Below are 15151 nucleotides of genomic sequence, written 5' to 3' on the forward strand. Positions count from 1 at the left end.
GTCCGTTGCGGGGTCGGGGCGCGGCGCCTGCGCGGGTGGGGATACCGGACCCACCCTCCCGGGAGGCCTTTCCGGAGCGGCCGGACGGCGGGTTCGAGGGGTAACAGCCTCAGCCGACCCTAAGTCRGGCAGTCAGCCCGCCCGCCCCACACTATGGTGGGGCCGTGGACGCGGCCACCTTAACACCCTCGCGGTTGCTGCCCACAAGGAGCGGCCCCGAGGAAGGAGCGCGGGTCGGGAAGGTTCAAAATCGCCGGTCGCGGGGCGTCGGTCCGTCCGAACCTACGCGTAAAACCATTGATGGACCGACGCCTCGCGGCGCCCCTCCAACTGCTTGCCTCACCTCCGCCTGGACGGAGAACGCGGACGCATGCCGTTTAACGCGCGCTTCTTCTCCCCCCGGGAGAAGATGGCCCGAAGGGCCGGATGAGGGACTGGCGGGAGTCCAGATGGCGCGACGTCGAGCCAAGATCTCGTTCGGCTAGACCCTCATCCGTCTGCTGCGCAGACACCTTCTCCCGGGGGGAGAAGGGGCCGCCGGGCGGGGGAGAAGGGCCAAGAGGGCACAATCCCTCCGCCGTCATCCCCGGCGGCGCGCAGCGCCGGGAAGGGGATCCAGGGGACTGGGCGGACACTCAGGCCCATGGCCCCTGGATCCCCTTCCCCTCCGCGCCTTCGGCGCTCCGGCCGGGGATGACGGCGGGGGAGTGTTGGACCCAGCAAGTCGCCCGCACGCGTGCTGGATGGCGCTCGTTAACGGGCCGCTAACCATGCACCCGGCAGAAATTGCCCAGAGCTGCGTCTGGACGCGGCCGACATCGAGGACCGCACGCGCATGACCGACCTTTCGGTGGTCGACGGCAGACCCGCCAAATCCGCACCGGACGGCAGCGGCGTGCCGTCGTTCGGGCAGATTGGCGCCCTGCTGGGCCGGTCGGACATCGCGCTCGCGATCGCGGTGATGAGCATCCTGGTGGTGCTCATCATGCCGCTGCCGGCGTTTCTGCTGGACCTGTTGCTGGCGGTCTCGATCATCCTGTCGGTGCTGATCCTGATGACGGCGCTGTTTATCGAGGCGCCGCTCGAGTTCTCGTCGTTTCCCACCGTGCTGTTGATCGCCACCATGCTGCGGCTGGCGCTGAACCTTGCGTCCACGCGCCTGATCCTGGCCAACGGCCATACGGGCACGGGCGGCGCCGGGCACGTGATCGAGGCCTTCGGGGCCATCGTGATGGGCGGCAACTTCGTGATCGGCCTCGTGGTGTTCGCGATCCTCCTGGTGGTGAACTTCGTGGTCATCACCAAGGGCTCGGGCCGCATCGCCGAAGTGGCGGCGCGGTTCACCCTTGACGCTATGCCGGGCAAGCAGATGGCGATCGACGCCGATCTCAATGCCGGCCTGATCGACGAAGCCACCGCTAAGAAGCGCCGCAAGGATCTCGAGGACGAGTCGTCCTTCTTCGGCGCCATGGACGGCGCGTCGAAATTTGTGCGTGGCGACGCCATCGCGGGCCTGCTGATCACCTTCATCAACGTGATCGGCGGCATCATCATCGGCGTCGTGCAGCACGGCGTCAGCTTCTCGCAGGCGAGCCGCACCTACACGCTGCTGACCGTGGGCGACGGCCTCGTGTCGCAGATCCCGGCGCTGATCGTGTCTACGGCCGCGGGCCTGCTGGTCTCCAAGGCCGGCGTCTCCGGCTCGGCCGCCAAGGCCCTGTCCAAGCAGCTCGCCACCATGCCCAAGGCGCTCGGCATGTCGGCCGCCGTCATGGTGGCGGTCGGCCTGCTGCCCGGCATCCCGATGCTGCCCTTCTTCGGCCTGGCGGCTGGCGCGGCGTGGTTCGCCCGCAAGCTGCATATCGCCCGGGAAGCGGCCGCCCACGCCGACCCCGAGGGCGTTCCCGGCGCGCCGGGAGCCGCCGCCGGGCAGGCCCCTCGCGAGGAAACCATGGCCGAGGTGCTCAAGATGGACGATCTCAAGATCGAGATCGGCTACGCGCTGCTGCCGCTGGTCAACGATCCCCATGGCGGCGATCGCCTCACCGAGCAGATCAAGGCGCTGCGCCGGACCCTGGCGAGCGAGATGGGCTTCGTGATGCCGTCGGTGCGCATCCTCGACAACGTCCAGCTCGAGGCCAATTTCTATATCGTCAAGCTCAAGGAGGTCGACGCCGGCCAGGGCGTCGTTTACCCGGGCCAGTTCATGGCCATCGACCCCATGGGGGGCGCCATCGAGCTGCCGGGCCAGCACACGATCGAGCCGACCTTCGGCTTGCCGGCGACCTGGATCGACGCCTCGCTGCGCGACGACGCCCAGATCCGCGGCTACACTGTGGTGGACGCCGCGACGGTGATCTCCACGCATCTCACCGAGATCCTGAAGGCGAATGTCGGCGAGCTATTGTCCTATGTGGAGCTGCAGAAGCTGCTGCGGGACCTGCCCAAGGAGCACGCCGACCTCGTCAAGGAACTGACCCCGAACCAGATCCCGATGACGACGATCCAGCGCGTGCTGCAGATCCTGCTCGGCGAGCGCGTGTCCATCCGCGACCTCGGCACCATCCTGGAGGGCATCGCCGAGGCGGTGAACATGACCAAGAACCCGCGCGACATCGCCGAGATCGTGCGCCAGCGCATCGCGCGGCAGATCTGCGCGCAATACGCCAACGCGCAGGGCCAGTTGCCGATCATCACGCTGTCGCCGGCCTGGGAAACGGCTTTCGCCGAATCCATCGTCGGGCAGGGCGACGAGCGGCACCTCGCCATGCAGCCCTCGCGGCTGCAGGACTTCGTGATGGTGGTGCGCGACCGCTTCGAGGAGGCGGCGCGCATGGGCGAGATCCCGGTGCTGGTGACGTCGGCCTACGCACGACCCTTCGTGCGCTCGATCATCGAGCGCTTCCGCCGCGAAACGCCCGTGATCTCGCAGGCCGAGATCCACACGCGGGCGCGGCTGAAGACCGTGGGCAGCGTCTGATGCGACGCCGTCTCGGCCGATCAGACGGGAGCTTTCGGCTCGATCGGAGCGGCGGCCTGGGCGAGTTGCGAGCGCTCGAAGAGCAACACGACCGGCAGCGACATGACGAGCGGCAGGATCAGGTAGAAGAGGCGCCAGACCAGCAGCGCGGCCACCACCGAGGGGGCGGGCACGGACGGCATGATGGCCAGGAACACCGCCTCCATGACGCCGACGCCGCCCGGCACCTGCGACAGGAGGCCGGCCGAAAACGACATCAGGAAGGCCCCGAGCACGATGAAAAAGTGCGGGCTGCCCTCCGGCAGGGCGAAATAGATGATGCCGGCGGCGCCCATCAGCTCCAGCGGAGCTGCAAAATACTGCCGAAGCACGATCGGCAGGCGCGGGTAGACCACCTCGAAGTGGCCGAACTGGATGGGCTTGAAATGCCGCCAGGAGCCCAGCGTGTAGAGCGCGCAGAAGGCCAGCAGTCCGATGCCCACCAGCCTTGCGACGTTGGGATTGATGGCGAACCAGGGCGAGAGCGTCTGCAACGGCCCGAGGATCTGCGGCTCGCCCACCAGCACGAGGCCCAGCAGCAGGATGGTGCCGAACGCGAACGTGAAGGAGCACAGCGCCACCAAGATGGCGACCTCGGCGGCCGAGAGCCCCTTCGCCGTATAGGCCCGGTAGCGGACCATGCCGCCCGAGAATACCGAGGCGCCGATGTTGTGCGACAGCGCGTAGGTCACGAACGAGCAGGTCGCGATGTAGAACCACGATATGCCGTTCTGCTTCTTGAGGTGGATCAGCGCGATGCGGTCGTACCAGGCCAGCGCCGCATAGGCGACGAGGGTCGAGAGCGCGCAAAGCAGGTAGGCATGCGGGGGGATCTCGACAATCTTCGCCGCGATCACGGACGCGATCGTCTTCACGTTCGCCCAGACGGAGCCCTGGTCCAGCAGCGCGCGGACGGCGGGGTCGGCGCCCGCCTCCATCTTCAGCTTCTTGTACAGGAGGTCGATCGACCAGACGACCGCGGCCAGCCCGACGAGGGGCCAGATGAAATCCATGATGCGCTTCATGCCAGCCGACCTGGTCGCCCCCGTGCAGGCCTCGTTGGCGGCATGTCCTGCACGAAGCGTGTGACTGCCGCAAGCCTCATCGCAGCCGCGGCTCCTTTGGCCGGCATGGGCGGCCCGCGGGCCGCCCCGTCTCTCCCGCGTGCGGAGGTGTCCGCTTACTTGCCCCGCTTGGCCAGCCAGGCCTTCATGGTGGCGATCTCGGCCTCCTGGGCCTTGACGATCTCCTCGGCCATCTTGCGCAATTCCGGGTCCTTGCCGTGCTGCAGCTCCACGCGCGCCATGTCGATTGCGCCCTGGTGATGCGGGATCATGCCGCGCACGAAATCGACGTCCGCATCGCCGGTCAGCGGGGCGGTCATGTCCTTGTGCATCTTGTCCATCGCGGCCTTGTAGCCGGCGTTGGAAGCGCCCTGGCGCGCCGGCATCGGCGTCGAATGGCCGCTGTGGTTCTGCTGCGCCAAAGCGGGCGATGCCGCCAGAGCGCCGATCAAGGCGGCGGCGAACAGGTGCGTCTTCATGGTCCCGAGGCTCCCTTGGCGGATTGTGAGCGGGCTGGGCGACGCTACAATCCCGATGCCCGGCACATAAGGACGACAGGAACGATGTCAACTCAGCAGGCGCTGCCGGACGGGTACACGGACGTCCCTCCCGGCAAGATCGCGTCCGTGGTGACGTTTCTGGAGATGCGGCGGAAGCCTGACCCGACATCCCGCCCTGCCAACGGGTTGGAGCTGGTCCGCCTCGGCCCCGCCGACGTTGGCCGCTACAAGCGCATCTACCGGCAGATCGGCGAGCGATGGTTCTGGTTCTCGCGGCTGTCGATCGGGGACGACGACCTCGCGGCCGTTCTGGCCAGCCCCGGCGTGGAGGCCTATGCGGCCACGCGGGACGGGGTCGATTTGGGGCTGCTCGAACTCGACCTGACGCAGCCCGGCGAGGCCGAGATCGTCTATTTCGGGCTGGTGGACAGCGCGGTCGGGCAGGGGCTCGGCGGCTGGATGATGCGCGAGGCGCTCGCCCTCGCGTGGGCGCGTCCGATCAGCCGCTGCTGGCTGCACACATGCACGCTCGATCACCCGGGCGCGGTTGGCTTCTACCGGCGTTTCGGGTTCTCGCCTTTCAAGCTGGCCGTCGAGATCGCGGACGACCCGAGGCTGACGGGCGCGCTGGATCCGGAGGCGTTTCCGGAGATCCCGCTGGTTCGGCCGTGAACGCGAAAGCCCGGTCAGCGCGACCGGGCTTTCGAAAAGAGCCGGCGCCCTGGCTCAGGCTCGGGCGAAGCCCGCCCGCATGGCGAGGCCGATGCGGTCGAGGTCGGACTGCTCGCGGGCGGCCTCGGCGGCGCGTTCGCGCGCCTGCTCGCGGTCGTCCAGGATCTCGAATTTCTTGAGCTCCTGGAAGGCGGCCTCGAGCTCGACGCGGGCGTCTTCGAGCTGGGTCTTCAGCTCGTCGGCGGAGCGCTGGAGGTTTTCCTTGCGCGTCATGGCGGCGCGCGCATAGGTCGGGTAGGCGAAGTGAGCCTTGTCGGAAATGCCCGACTTCTGCTCCTCGGAGGCGATCTCGCGCTCGAGCTCATGCACCATGCGCTCGAAGTCAGCGATCATCATCTCGATCTGCGCGACCCGGCGACGCTTTTCGTCCACCTGGAAGCGCTTCAAGCGCATGACGGTATCCCGCGATTTCATACCCATCTACTCACGCTGCGGAGCCGGTCGGGGCGGTTCCGAGTTTGCACTGGCGATCAGCCGTCAGGCGCCGGCCATGATCTCCGCGAGACGGATGTATCCTTCACGCAACGAGGTTGCTTCTTCCTTACTTTGACGCAGAAAATCTTCGAGATGTGGATTCAGGCGGATCGCCGTGTCGACTTCTTCGGATGACCCGGCCCGATAAGCGCCAAGTCGGATAAGTTCTTCCATATCCGAATAGGTCGCCATGGCCTGGCGGGCGCTTTGCACCACGGGCCAGAACTCCGGGTCGCAGGATCGCGGCATGGTGCGCGACACCGACTTCAGCACGTTCACGGCCGGGTAGCGGCCGCGCTCCGCGATGCCGCGCTCCATCACGATATGGCCGTCCAGGATGCCGCGCACCGCGTCGGCGACCGGCTCGTTGTGGTCGTCGCCGTCCACCAGCACGGTGAACAGCCCCGTGATGGTGCCTTCGCCCGCGCCGGGGCCGGCGCGCTCCAGAAGGCGCGGCAACTCGGTGAACACCGTCGGGGTGTAGCCCTTGGTGGTCGGCGGCTCGCCGGAGGCGAGGCCGATCTCGCGCTGCGCCATGGCGAAGCGGGTCACGCTGTCCATCATGCACAGCACGTCCGCGCCCTCGTCGCGGAAATATTCGGAGATCGCCAGCGTCAGGTAGGCGGCTTGCTTGCGCATCAGCGCGGGCTCGTCAGAGGTCGCCACCACGACGATCGCGCGGGCGAGGCCTTCTTCCTTGAGGTCCTCCTGCAGGAACTCCTGCACCTCCCGGCCGCGTTCGCCGATCAGGCCGATCACGGCCACGTCCGACCCGGCGTTGCGGGCCAGCATGGACAGGAGCACGGACTTCCCCACGCCAGAGCCTGCGAAAATGCCGATGCGCTGGCCGCGGCAGCAGGTCACGAAGGTGTTGAGCACGCGCACGCCAAGGTCGAGAGGAGCGCCGACGCGCTTGCGGGAATGGGCAGGCGGCGCGTCCTGCTTCAGCCGAACGAGGTTCTGGCCGGCCGGCAGGGGGCCTTTGCGGTCGATGGGCTCGCCCATGGCGTTGATCACGCGCCCCAGCCAGGCGCGCGAGGGGCGCACGCCGCCCGGCGCGGAGCGCACGATGGCCCGGCAGCCGCGGCGCAGGCCCTCGATGACGCCGAACGGCATCACGAGGGCGCGGTCGCCCGAAAAGCCGACGACCTCGCACGGCACCGTGCGGCCGGGCGTGACCTCGATGTCGAGCAGCCCGCCGACATGCATGGTCGACAGCGGGCCGGCGACCTCGATCATCAAACCGCGAACGCTGGCGACGCGGCCATAGACCGTCAGGTCGTCAATGTCGGCCAAATCTGCGCGCAAGGCATGCAGACGGTCATGTTCATGAACAGGCATGCCTGGTCCGTAACGATTCGTTTACCCGTCCCGTTAACAATGCCCTTGCCGAACCCGCATGTCCCGCCCAATCGGAAGCGCTGTTCCGAAGGGTGAGTCCTGAGAGTCGGTTACCAGAGATGCTTAATCCGCCACATGAGATCCAACGCTCGCCTTTTCTGCTTCAAGAGCAACATTTTATCCCGATTCGCGAAGGTCGGGTCCGATGAGGCTTGCGGATCAGAATCAGGTTTTGTTAACCATTGCGGCGTAGCGTTGCGAGTCGAGATCACACGGACGTCCGAGAGGGCGTTTGAGAGCTTCAGCCGGGTCCCGCCGGTCGATGCTGCGGTTGCGGACCAAGGGACGAGCTTGGAGACCTGAAATGCGCATACTTCTCATCGAAGACGACAGCGCTACCGCCCAGAGCATCGAGTTGATGCTCAAGTCCGAGAATTTCAACGTCTATACGACGGATCTCGGCGAGGAAGGCATCGACCTCGGCAAGCTGTACGACTACGACATCATCCTGCTCGACCTGAACCTCCCCGACATGTCGGGTTACGAGGTTCTGCGCAGCCTTCGGGTCGCAAAGGTCAAGACGCCGATCCTGATCCTCTCCGGCCTGGCCGGCATCGAGGACAAGGTTCGCGGCCTCGGCTTCGGCGCCGATGACTACCTGACCAAGCCGTTCCACAAGGACGAACTGGTCGCCCGCATCCACGCCATCGTGCGTCGCTCGAAGGGGCACGCCCAGTCGGTGATCACCACGGGCGACCTGATCGTGAACCTCGACCAGAAGACGGTGGAAGTCTCCGGCGCCCGGGTGCACCTGACCGGCAAGGAGTACCAGATGCTGGAGCTCCTGAGCCTGCGCAAGGGCACCACGCTCACCAAGGAGATGTTCCTGAACCATCTCTACGGCGGCATGGACGAGCCCGAGCTCAAGATCATCGACGTGTTCATCTGCAAGCTGCGCAAGAAGCTCGCCAACGCGTCGCAGGGCAAGAACTACATCGAGACCGTCTGGGGCCGCGGCTACGTGCTGCGCGAGCCGAACGAGACCGAAGAGCGCATCCCGGCCTGAGGCCACCCGCTCGAACCAACTAAAAAACCCCGCCGCCGGCGGGGTTTTTTGCGCTTGCATGCGGCCGTGGCGGGCGTCAGCGCGCCTGGATCAGGCCGACTTCGGTGAGCTTGTTGGTCATCTGGGCGCGGTCGAAGGGCTTGAGCAGCACGTCGTCGGCGCCGGCGTGAATGGCGCGGGCCATCACGGCGACCTCGTTCTCGGTGTTCCAGACCAGCACCTTGGGGACGCCGCCGCCCGGCGTGCGCCGCAGCGCCTTGCAGAAGTCAAAGCCGTCCATCACCGGCATGAAGCCGTCGATCAGCACGGCGTCCGGCATGCTGCGCTGGCAGGCGGCGAGCGCCTGCTGCCCGTCTTCCGCCTCCTCGACGCGAAAATCGAGCCCCTCGAGAATGCGGCGGGCGACCTTGCGGATCACGGGAGAATCATCGGCGACGAGACAGGTCTTCATGATTGAAATCCCTTTGACGGGGAGAACGACGCCAGCCGGGCGCCCTCCGAATGCGAAGCGGGACCAAGAATGGCCTCGATGTCGATCACCACGAGAAGCCCGTTCTCGAGCCAGTGGATGCCGGCCGCGATCCTGGCCCAGCGTGGATCGAGGTTGATCGGATTGGGCTGCAGTTCGGCCGTGCCGAGGCTGAGCACCTCGCCGACGCCGTCCACCGCGAGGCCGAACGATTCGCCGCCATATTCGACGCCCACCACCATGCGGCTGGGCTTCTGGTCGACGTCGTCGAGCTTCAGGATGCGGCGCAGCGACAGGGTGGTGACGACCCGGCCGCGCAGATTGAGGAGGCCGGCCACTTCGGGCGGCGCCAGCGGAACCGGCGTGACCTCGGCGGCGATGAACACGTCGTGCACGCATTCGATCGGCAGGCCGAACAGTTGCCCGTCCACCAGCACGGTGACGAATTCGCGGGTTTCGGACGTCGTCTCGACGTCCTCGAAGCCGGATCGCGGCATCAGCGTCATGAGCCCACGGCCTCCCTGTGCTGGGTCGCCTCGGCGAGCGCCTCGATGAGGCCGGTGCGATCGAACTTGGCGACCACGTCAAAGATGCCGAGCGCGCGGGCGCGCTCGAGCGCGGCCGGCTGCAGCCGCGACGCGAGCCCGATGATGGGCAGTTCGGCCGTGCGCCGGTCCGCCTGCAGGCCTTCGGCCAGATCGAACCCGTTGCGGCCGCGCGACTCGATGTCGGCGACTACGACCGCAAAGCTGTCGGCGCTGCGCTGGGCCAGCGCGAGCGCGGCGTCGAACTCGGCGAGCGCGACCACGTCGTAGCCGGCGGCCTTGAGCACGGGCAGCAGCATGCCGCGGAAGAAGGGCGCGCCGTCCACCAGCAGCACCCGGTTGGAGCGGGCAGGGGTCGGCGAGGCGGCGTTATGGAACCAGTCCGGATAGGCCAGCGGCAGGAAATGCGCGACGTCGATGATCTCGGTGGCGCGCCCGCGGATCACGGCGGAGCCGACAATGCCGGGCGCCTGGCCGGTCGCCTTGATGTCGAGATGGTCCTCGACGATGTCGACGATCTCGTCCACCGCGATGCCGGCGGTGCGATCGCCCTCGGAGAACACCAGGACGGGCTGGATGCCGCTGGCGTGGAGGGGAGAGCCAGGCACTGCCGGGACGATCGGGATCAGGTCGCCCCGGTACTGGGCGACGATGCGGCCGCCCACGGTCTCGATCTTGGAGACGTCGAACTCCTCGAGCCGGGTCACGGCTGCGAGCGGCACGGCTTTCACCTCGCCCTGGCCGGCGCGGAAGACCAGGAAGGAGGTCTTGTCCTCCTGCACGCGGCGGCGCGGGGCGACTTCGTCGCGCTCCGGACGCGTCATCGTGGGACCGTGGCCGATCCGCTGCACGATGCCGTTGGGATCCAGGATCAGGATCACGCGGCCGTCGCCCAGGATCGTGTTGCCAGAGAAGATGTTGATCGGCTTCAGGATGTTGGAGATCGGCTTCACGACGATCTCTTCGGTGTGGAAAACCTTGTCGACCACCAGCCCGAAAGACCGCTTGCCGAGCTTGAGGACGACCACGAACCCGTCCTCGGGATCGAAGCGCTCGCCGACCGGGTCGAGCCCGAGGATTGCGCTCAGCCGCACCACGGGCAGCAGCGTTTCGCGCAGGCGCAGCAGCCAGGTTCCGTTGATGGATTCGAGGCGATGCTCGGACGTGGCGCGCGGCTGAACGAGTTCGAGAACCGCCACCTGCGGGATGGCGAAGCGCTGCCCGCCGGCCTCGATGATCAGCGCCGCCACGATCGCAAGCGTGAGCGGGATCTTCATCGTCAGGGTGGAGCCTTCGCCCGGCACCCAGCGGACGTCGACCGATCCGCCGATCAACTCGATGTTGGTGCGGACCACGTCCATGCCGACGCCGCGGCCGGAGACGTGCGAAACGTGCGAAACCGTGGTGAACCCGGGTTCGAAGATAAAGCGGGCTATGCGCTCGTCGCTCATGCGCTCGAGTTCGCCGGGGCTGACGAGGCCGCGTTCAAGCGCCTTGGCGGCGATCTTGCCGACGTCGAGCCCGCGCCCATCGTCCGCGACTTCGATCGTGATGGTGCCGCTCTCGTGCACGGCCGAGATGCGGATCGTGCCGCGCGCCGGCTTGCCGACGAGGCGGCGTTCCTCGGGCGTCTCGATGCCGTGGTCGGCCGCGTTGCGGATGAGGTGCGTGAAGGGGTCCTTGATAAGCTCGAGGACCTGGCGGTCCAGCTCGGTCTCAGCGCCCGTCAGCGCGAGCTCGATGTCCTTGCCGAGTTCGGCGCAAAGGTCGCGCACCAGCCGTGGCAGCTTCTGCCAGGCCGTGCTGATGGGCTGCATGCGGGTCTTCATGACCCGCTCCTGCAGCTCGGCGGTGACGCTCGACAGCCGCTGGAGCGGTCCCTTGAAATCGCTGTTCTCGTCGTGCCGGGCCAGTTCGACCAGCTGGTTGCGGGTCAGCACCAGCTCCGAGACCATCGTCATCAAGCCTTCGAGCGTGTCGAGGCCGACTCGAATGGACTGCGCTGAATTGGCGCCGCCTTGCCCGTTCGGGCGAGCCGGCATGGCCTTGCCGGGGTGCGCCCGGGAGCGCTGCGCTTCGGCATGCTCGACGCCGTCCGGCGCGGAATCCGCAACGAGTTGCGCGGCCGGGGCCGGCGCGCTCGGAGCGCGCTCCGCCACGGCTGTCTCCGGCTGCGCATGGTCGACGACGGAGTGCTCGGGTTCGCGGCCCTCGGCGCGCGCCGTGAGTTCGTCAATCAGGTCGGTGTCCTGCCCGTCGGGCTCGGCCTGGCTTTCTTCCAGGGTCCGCAGGATCATCTTGATCCGGTCGATCGTGAGCAGGATCAGCGTCACCGCCTCGGTGGTGACGGGAGCGCCCTCGCGGAAGCGGCTGATCAGGCTTTCGGCCGCGTGCGACAGCGCTTCGAGACGGGGCAGGCCGAGAAAGCCGCAGGTGCCCTTGATGGTGTGAACAAGCCGGAAGATATGCGCCAGCATGGTGGCGTTGTTCGGCTCGCGCTCGAACTGCACGAGTTCGCGATCGACGTTTTCGACCGTTTCAAAGGTCTCGGTCAGAAACTCGCGAAGAACGTCGTCCATGGGGATTCCCGGTCAGGCGCCGCGTCCGGCGCCGTCGACCATTCATGCCCATGAAGCGTTGATGATAGGTTGCGGGTGGCCCAGGTTTCGCGAGGAAACCGTATCGCCGCCGCGCTATTCCACCTGCGGCTTGGCCAGGATGGTGACCGTGTCGCCCTCGATGGTGAGATCGACGCTCATGCCGGCCGCGCGGGCGATCAGCCCGGCGTAGAAGGGCTGGATGCCGTGGGCGTCCACGGAGCCGCTTTCGGGCGCGCCGGCGAGCAGGCCGGGCACCGATTGCGGGATGCGGGCGTTGATGCCCTTCGAGGCGATGTGGAACGTGCCCTTGTCGCCCTCTACCGTCAGGGTGAGGTCGATGACGCCGCCGCGCGGGATCGTCGTCGTGGCGATCACCAGGAGGTTGAGCAGCAGCTTGACCTGGTTCTTGGGGAGCAGCACGCGCGGCGCGTGCCAGTTCAGGGTAGTGCGCTCGTCGTGAATGAAGCCCCGCGCCACCTGCTCGGCGTCACCGGTGTCGATGGCCGCGCCGGCCGATCCGGCGGCCCCGAAGGCCAGGCGGGCGAACTGCAGCCGGGCCGAGGCCTGGCGGGCGCTCTTCTTGATGAGGTCCTGCGCGAAGCCGCGCATGGACTCGTCCTTCTCGTCCTCGAGCACCTCGAGACCGTTCACGATGGCGCCGACGGGGCTGATCACGTCGTGGCAGACGCGGCTGCACAGCAGCGCCGACAGGTCGAGTGCGTCGAGAGTGATGGCCGTCATTGAGTATCTCCGCCGTTCGGCGCCGAATCGGCAAAGGCCGCCCTCATGCGGATACACCGCCCAGCGCCGCCTTGAAAGTGAGGCGCGACCCGAGTGCGCCCGCGCCGCTCAGGGGATGAGCTCCTTCAGCATGCCGGGCCATAGCTTGTCCGCCGCCTCGATGCCGCCAGACGAGAAGAAAAGCTGCTTGGCTTCCGGCGAGCGAAACAGGAAAACGCGGTCGTCGCGCAGCACGAAGATCGTGGGATCGGCCGCGATCGGCGTGCGGCGCAGCACGCCCTCGCCGTCATAGCCGCCGTAAGCGGGGGCGAACGCCTCCGGGTTGCGCATGAACTCGGCCCGGTTGGCCTCCGAGGCGAAGCGCCAGGTGGCGCCGGCCCAGCGCCACTCGAAGGATGGACGCCCCGCCGCTGCGGTTTTGTCGATGAAATAGGCGACCGGATCATAGCCGTAGAGCGCGAGCCCGCTGAGCGGATCCACGACGATCCGCTGCGTCGTCACCCCGATGTCGTCAGCCTTTGCGGGAGCGAGCGCGCAGAACAGGGCCAAGGCCAAGATGGAGGCGCGAAAGGGCCTTGCCTGCGTCATACTTCGTCTGGACTGTAACATCGGGTTGATTCGATCACCATGCGGCCGTCCGGCTGCATCTAGCACGATGGCGCTTGCAGTTGCGTTGACGCGGTTCACCACCCGGCGATTCGCTGCGCGCGTGACGGGAGGAGCTTCATGATCATCAGCATGCGCCATCTGGCGCGCGCCGCCCTCTTCATCCTCTCCGTGTGCTCGGCCGAAGCTGCGCTCGCGCAGAACAGGCGCAATCCTCCTCCGCCCCCGGCAGCCTATTCGTCCGACGAGCTGGTGAACTCCGGACATCGCTTCTTCGGCAACGTCACCCGCGGTCTCGCGTTGACGATCGAGGAGGCGACGCGCCGATGGGGCCAGCCGAACGGATACATCCTCGGCCAGGAGGGCGGGGCGGCCTTCGTGGGCGGCCTGCGCTACGGCGAGGGCGTGCTCTACACCCGCAACGCCGGCGACCGGCGCATCTTCTGGCAGGGTCCGTCTTTCGGCTTCGACTTCGGCGGCCAGGGCGCGCGGACGATGATGCTGGTCTACAACATGCCGTCCACGGACGCGCTGTTCCAGCGTTTCGGCGGGGTGGATGGCTCGGCCTATTTCGTCGGCGGCTTTGGAATGACGGCGCTGGTGGCGGACCAGATGGTGGTGGTGCCGATCAGCTCGGGGGTCGGCGCGCGTCTCGGCGTCAATGTCGGCTACCTCAAGTTCACGCCGAGCTCGACCTGGAACCCCTTCTGAACGAATTCGCCCCGGGCAGGGGCCAGCGGTTGCAAGCCGGCGTTGCGGGTTGGAAAAGAACTCGTCGGCGTGCGATGCTCAGCCGCGAGAGTGATCGGAGAGGCCCGCGGCGGTGATCGAAACCGGGATGATCTTCGCCCTGGGCTTTTTGACGGCGGCCCTGCTGGCTCTTCTGGTGTTGCCCGCGCTATCGCGCCGGGCCGAGCGCCTCGCCCGCCGCAGGGTCGAGGCCCGGCTGCCGATGTCGCTCGCCGAAATCGCCGCCGAGCGAGACCATTTGCGCGCCGAAATGGCCGTGGAGGCGCGACGCGTTGAACTGCGCGCCGACGCGGTGGCGAAGTCGCACGCCGACGACATGGCCGAGCTGGGCCGCCGAGCCGTCCAGATCAGCGATCTCCAGACCGTCGTCGCCACGCGTGACCAGACCATCGCAGAGCTCGACGCCGATCTCGTGACGACGCGCGACACGCTCGCGGCCACGGCCGCGGACCTCGACCGCACCGCCGGCGAGTTGAAGATCACGACCGAGGACCTCGTCGCCCGGCGCCAGGAGCTCGAGAACCTGCAGCGCGCCCATGCGGCCCTGGAAGAACTCAGCGAGGAGCGCCGCCTCGTGATCGCCACCCTGGAGACCTCCGTGGACGGACTGCGCCTGCACATCTCGGACGCGGAGCGCAGCCTCGCCCAGGCGCGGATCGAGGTCGCCGAGCGCGACACGCGGCTCAGCGAGCTTGAAACGCGCCGCGCCGTTCTCGATCACAAGGTTGAGGCGCTCGGACAGGAGCGCGACGACCGCGACCGGATGATCGAAACCTTGCGCACCCAGCGCGAGGAGGACGTTGCGGCGATCGAGGCTGCCAGAACCGAAATCGAGGATCTCAAGGGACGGCTCGAAACCGAGACGATGCGGGCCGAGGCGGCGCTTGCGGCCTCCGAGCGAGCCCACGCGATGGATGTTTCGGCGCTCACCACCCGGGCCGACCTCGTCGAGAAGCTGCGCACCGAAAAGGCGGCCGCCGACGGGGCCCTCGAAGCCGCCCGGGCGGACCGGCGCGCCCTGCAGCAGGAGATCGAGACCCTGCGCCGCAGCGTGAGCGAGGGCGGCGCGGCGGAGCCGCCGGTCGAGCGCCGCCGCGGGCGCCTGACGGCTGTCGCTTCCGAACCAGCGAAGCCGGCCGCCTCCGGCTGACGCCGACGTCAATCCCCCGTCGGAATATCCCATTGGCGACATCGCGTGTCGCCAATCGATAGGCTTCGTGCTTCAATCGGTCGGAAGCTGATGC

Annotated in this window: 14 protein-coding genes; 5 read left to right on the forward strand and 9 right to left on the reverse strand. The window is 67.5% G+C overall.

Translation table 11 applies throughout. The annotated features are described in order from the left end of the window. Nucleotides 1-835 precede the first annotated feature (835 nt). Nucleotides 836-2980, forward strand: a complete 2145-nt coding sequence (flhA, locus tag AC1DSZ_RS07780) for a flagellar biosynthesis protein FlhA (protein WP_476837820.1) — start codon at nucleotides 836-838, stop codon at nucleotides 2978-2980. A gap of 20 nt (nucleotides 2981-3000) precedes the next feature. Here the strand turns inward: flhA and AC1DSZ_RS07785 are convergent, their stop codons facing one another. Next, entirely contained in the window at nucleotides 3001-4032 is a 1032-nt protein-coding gene (locus AC1DSZ_RS07785; RefSeq protein ID WP_476837821.1) for a lysylphosphatidylglycerol synthase transmembrane domain-containing protein, read from the reverse strand. Between the two features lie 167 nt (nucleotides 4033-4199). Further along, nucleotides 4200-4562 carry a CopM family metallochaperone gene (gene copM, locus AC1DSZ_RS07790; protein WP_476837822.1) on the reverse strand — a complete coding sequence of 121 codons (363 nt, stop codon included), beginning with the start codon at nucleotides 4560-4562 and terminating at the stop codon, nucleotides 4200-4202. A gap of 84 nt (nucleotides 4563-4646) precedes the next feature. On the opposite strand from copM, the gene AC1DSZ_RS07795 reads away from it, so the two are divergent. Continuing rightward, a complete protein-coding gene (locus AC1DSZ_RS07795; protein WP_476837823.1) occupies nucleotides 4647-5255 on the forward strand; it encodes a GNAT family N-acetyltransferase in 609 nt (202 codons plus the stop codon). Nucleotides 5256-5309: 54 nt separating this feature from the next. Here AC1DSZ_RS07795 and fliJ read toward each other — a convergent pair whose 3' ends face one another. Next, a complete protein-coding gene (gene fliJ / locus AC1DSZ_RS07800; protein WP_188519326.1) occupies nucleotides 5310-5729 on the reverse strand; it encodes a flagellar export protein FliJ in 420 nt (139 codons plus the stop codon). 63 nt (nucleotides 5730-5792) lie between these two features. Next, nucleotides 5793-7130 carry a flagellar protein export ATPase FliI gene (gene fliI, locus AC1DSZ_RS07805; protein WP_476837824.1) on the reverse strand — a complete coding sequence of 446 codons (1338 nt, stop codon included), beginning with the start codon at nucleotides 7128-7130 and terminating at the stop codon, nucleotides 5793-5795. A gap of 364 nt (nucleotides 7131-7494) precedes the next feature. Here fliI and ctrA point away from each other — a divergent pair, with 364 nt between their 5' ends. Then, a complete protein-coding gene (gene ctrA, locus AC1DSZ_RS07810; protein ID WP_188519324.1) occupies nucleotides 7495-8196 on the forward strand; it encodes a response regulator transcription factor CtrA in 702 nt (233 codons plus the stop codon). A 76-nt stretch (nucleotides 8197-8272) separates the two neighbouring features. Here the strand turns inward: ctrA and AC1DSZ_RS07815 are convergent, their stop codons facing one another. The 5 genes from AC1DSZ_RS07815 to AC1DSZ_RS07835 form a co-directional block, all read right to left on the reverse strand. Next, entirely contained in the window at nucleotides 8273-8647 is a 375-nt protein-coding gene (locus AC1DSZ_RS07815) for a response regulator (RefSeq protein WP_188519323.1), read from the reverse strand. Continuing rightward, nucleotides 8644-9171: a chemotaxis protein CheW gene (locus AC1DSZ_RS07820; protein ID WP_244643937.1), complete on the reverse strand. Its 528-nt coding sequence runs from the start codon at nucleotides 9169-9171 to the stop codon at nucleotides 8644-8646. The genes AC1DSZ_RS07815 and AC1DSZ_RS07820 overlap by 4 nt, the downstream gene beginning before the upstream one ends. Beyond that, entirely contained in the window at nucleotides 9168-11789 is a 2622-nt protein-coding gene (locus AC1DSZ_RS07825) for a hybrid sensor histidine kinase/response regulator (protein WP_476837825.1), read from the reverse strand. Before AC1DSZ_RS07825 ends, AC1DSZ_RS07820 begins: the two co-directional genes overlap by 4 nt. A 114-nt stretch (nucleotides 11790-11903) precedes the next feature. Continuing rightward, nucleotides 11904-12551 carry a histidine phosphotransferase ChpT gene (chpT, locus tag AC1DSZ_RS07830; protein WP_476837826.1) on the reverse strand — a complete coding sequence of 216 codons (648 nt, stop codon included), beginning with the start codon at nucleotides 12549-12551 and terminating at the stop codon, nucleotides 11904-11906. Between the two features lie 108 nt (nucleotides 12552-12659). Further along, nucleotides 12660-13139, reverse strand: coding sequence for a YHS domain-containing (seleno)protein (locus AC1DSZ_RS07835; RefSeq protein ID WP_476837827.1), 480 nt, complete (start codon nucleotides 13137-13139; stop codon nucleotides 12660-12662). A gap of 138 nt (nucleotides 13140-13277) precedes the next feature. Here AC1DSZ_RS07835 and AC1DSZ_RS07840 point away from each other — a divergent pair, with 138 nt between their 5' ends. After that, nucleotides 13278-13868 carry a DUF1134 domain-containing protein gene (locus AC1DSZ_RS07840; protein ID WP_476837828.1) on the forward strand — a complete coding sequence of 197 codons (591 nt, stop codon included), beginning with the start codon at nucleotides 13278-13280 and terminating at the stop codon, nucleotides 13866-13868. Nucleotides 13869-13980: 112 nt separating this feature from the next. Next, nucleotides 13981-15057: a hypothetical protein gene (locus AC1DSZ_RS07845; protein ID WP_476837829.1), complete on the forward strand. Its 1077-nt coding sequence runs from the start codon at nucleotides 13981-13983 to the stop codon at nucleotides 15055-15057. Nucleotides 15058-15151 lie beyond the last annotated feature (94 nt).

It is taken from the genome of Alsobacter sp. P4_H11, from assembly GCF_056400925.1.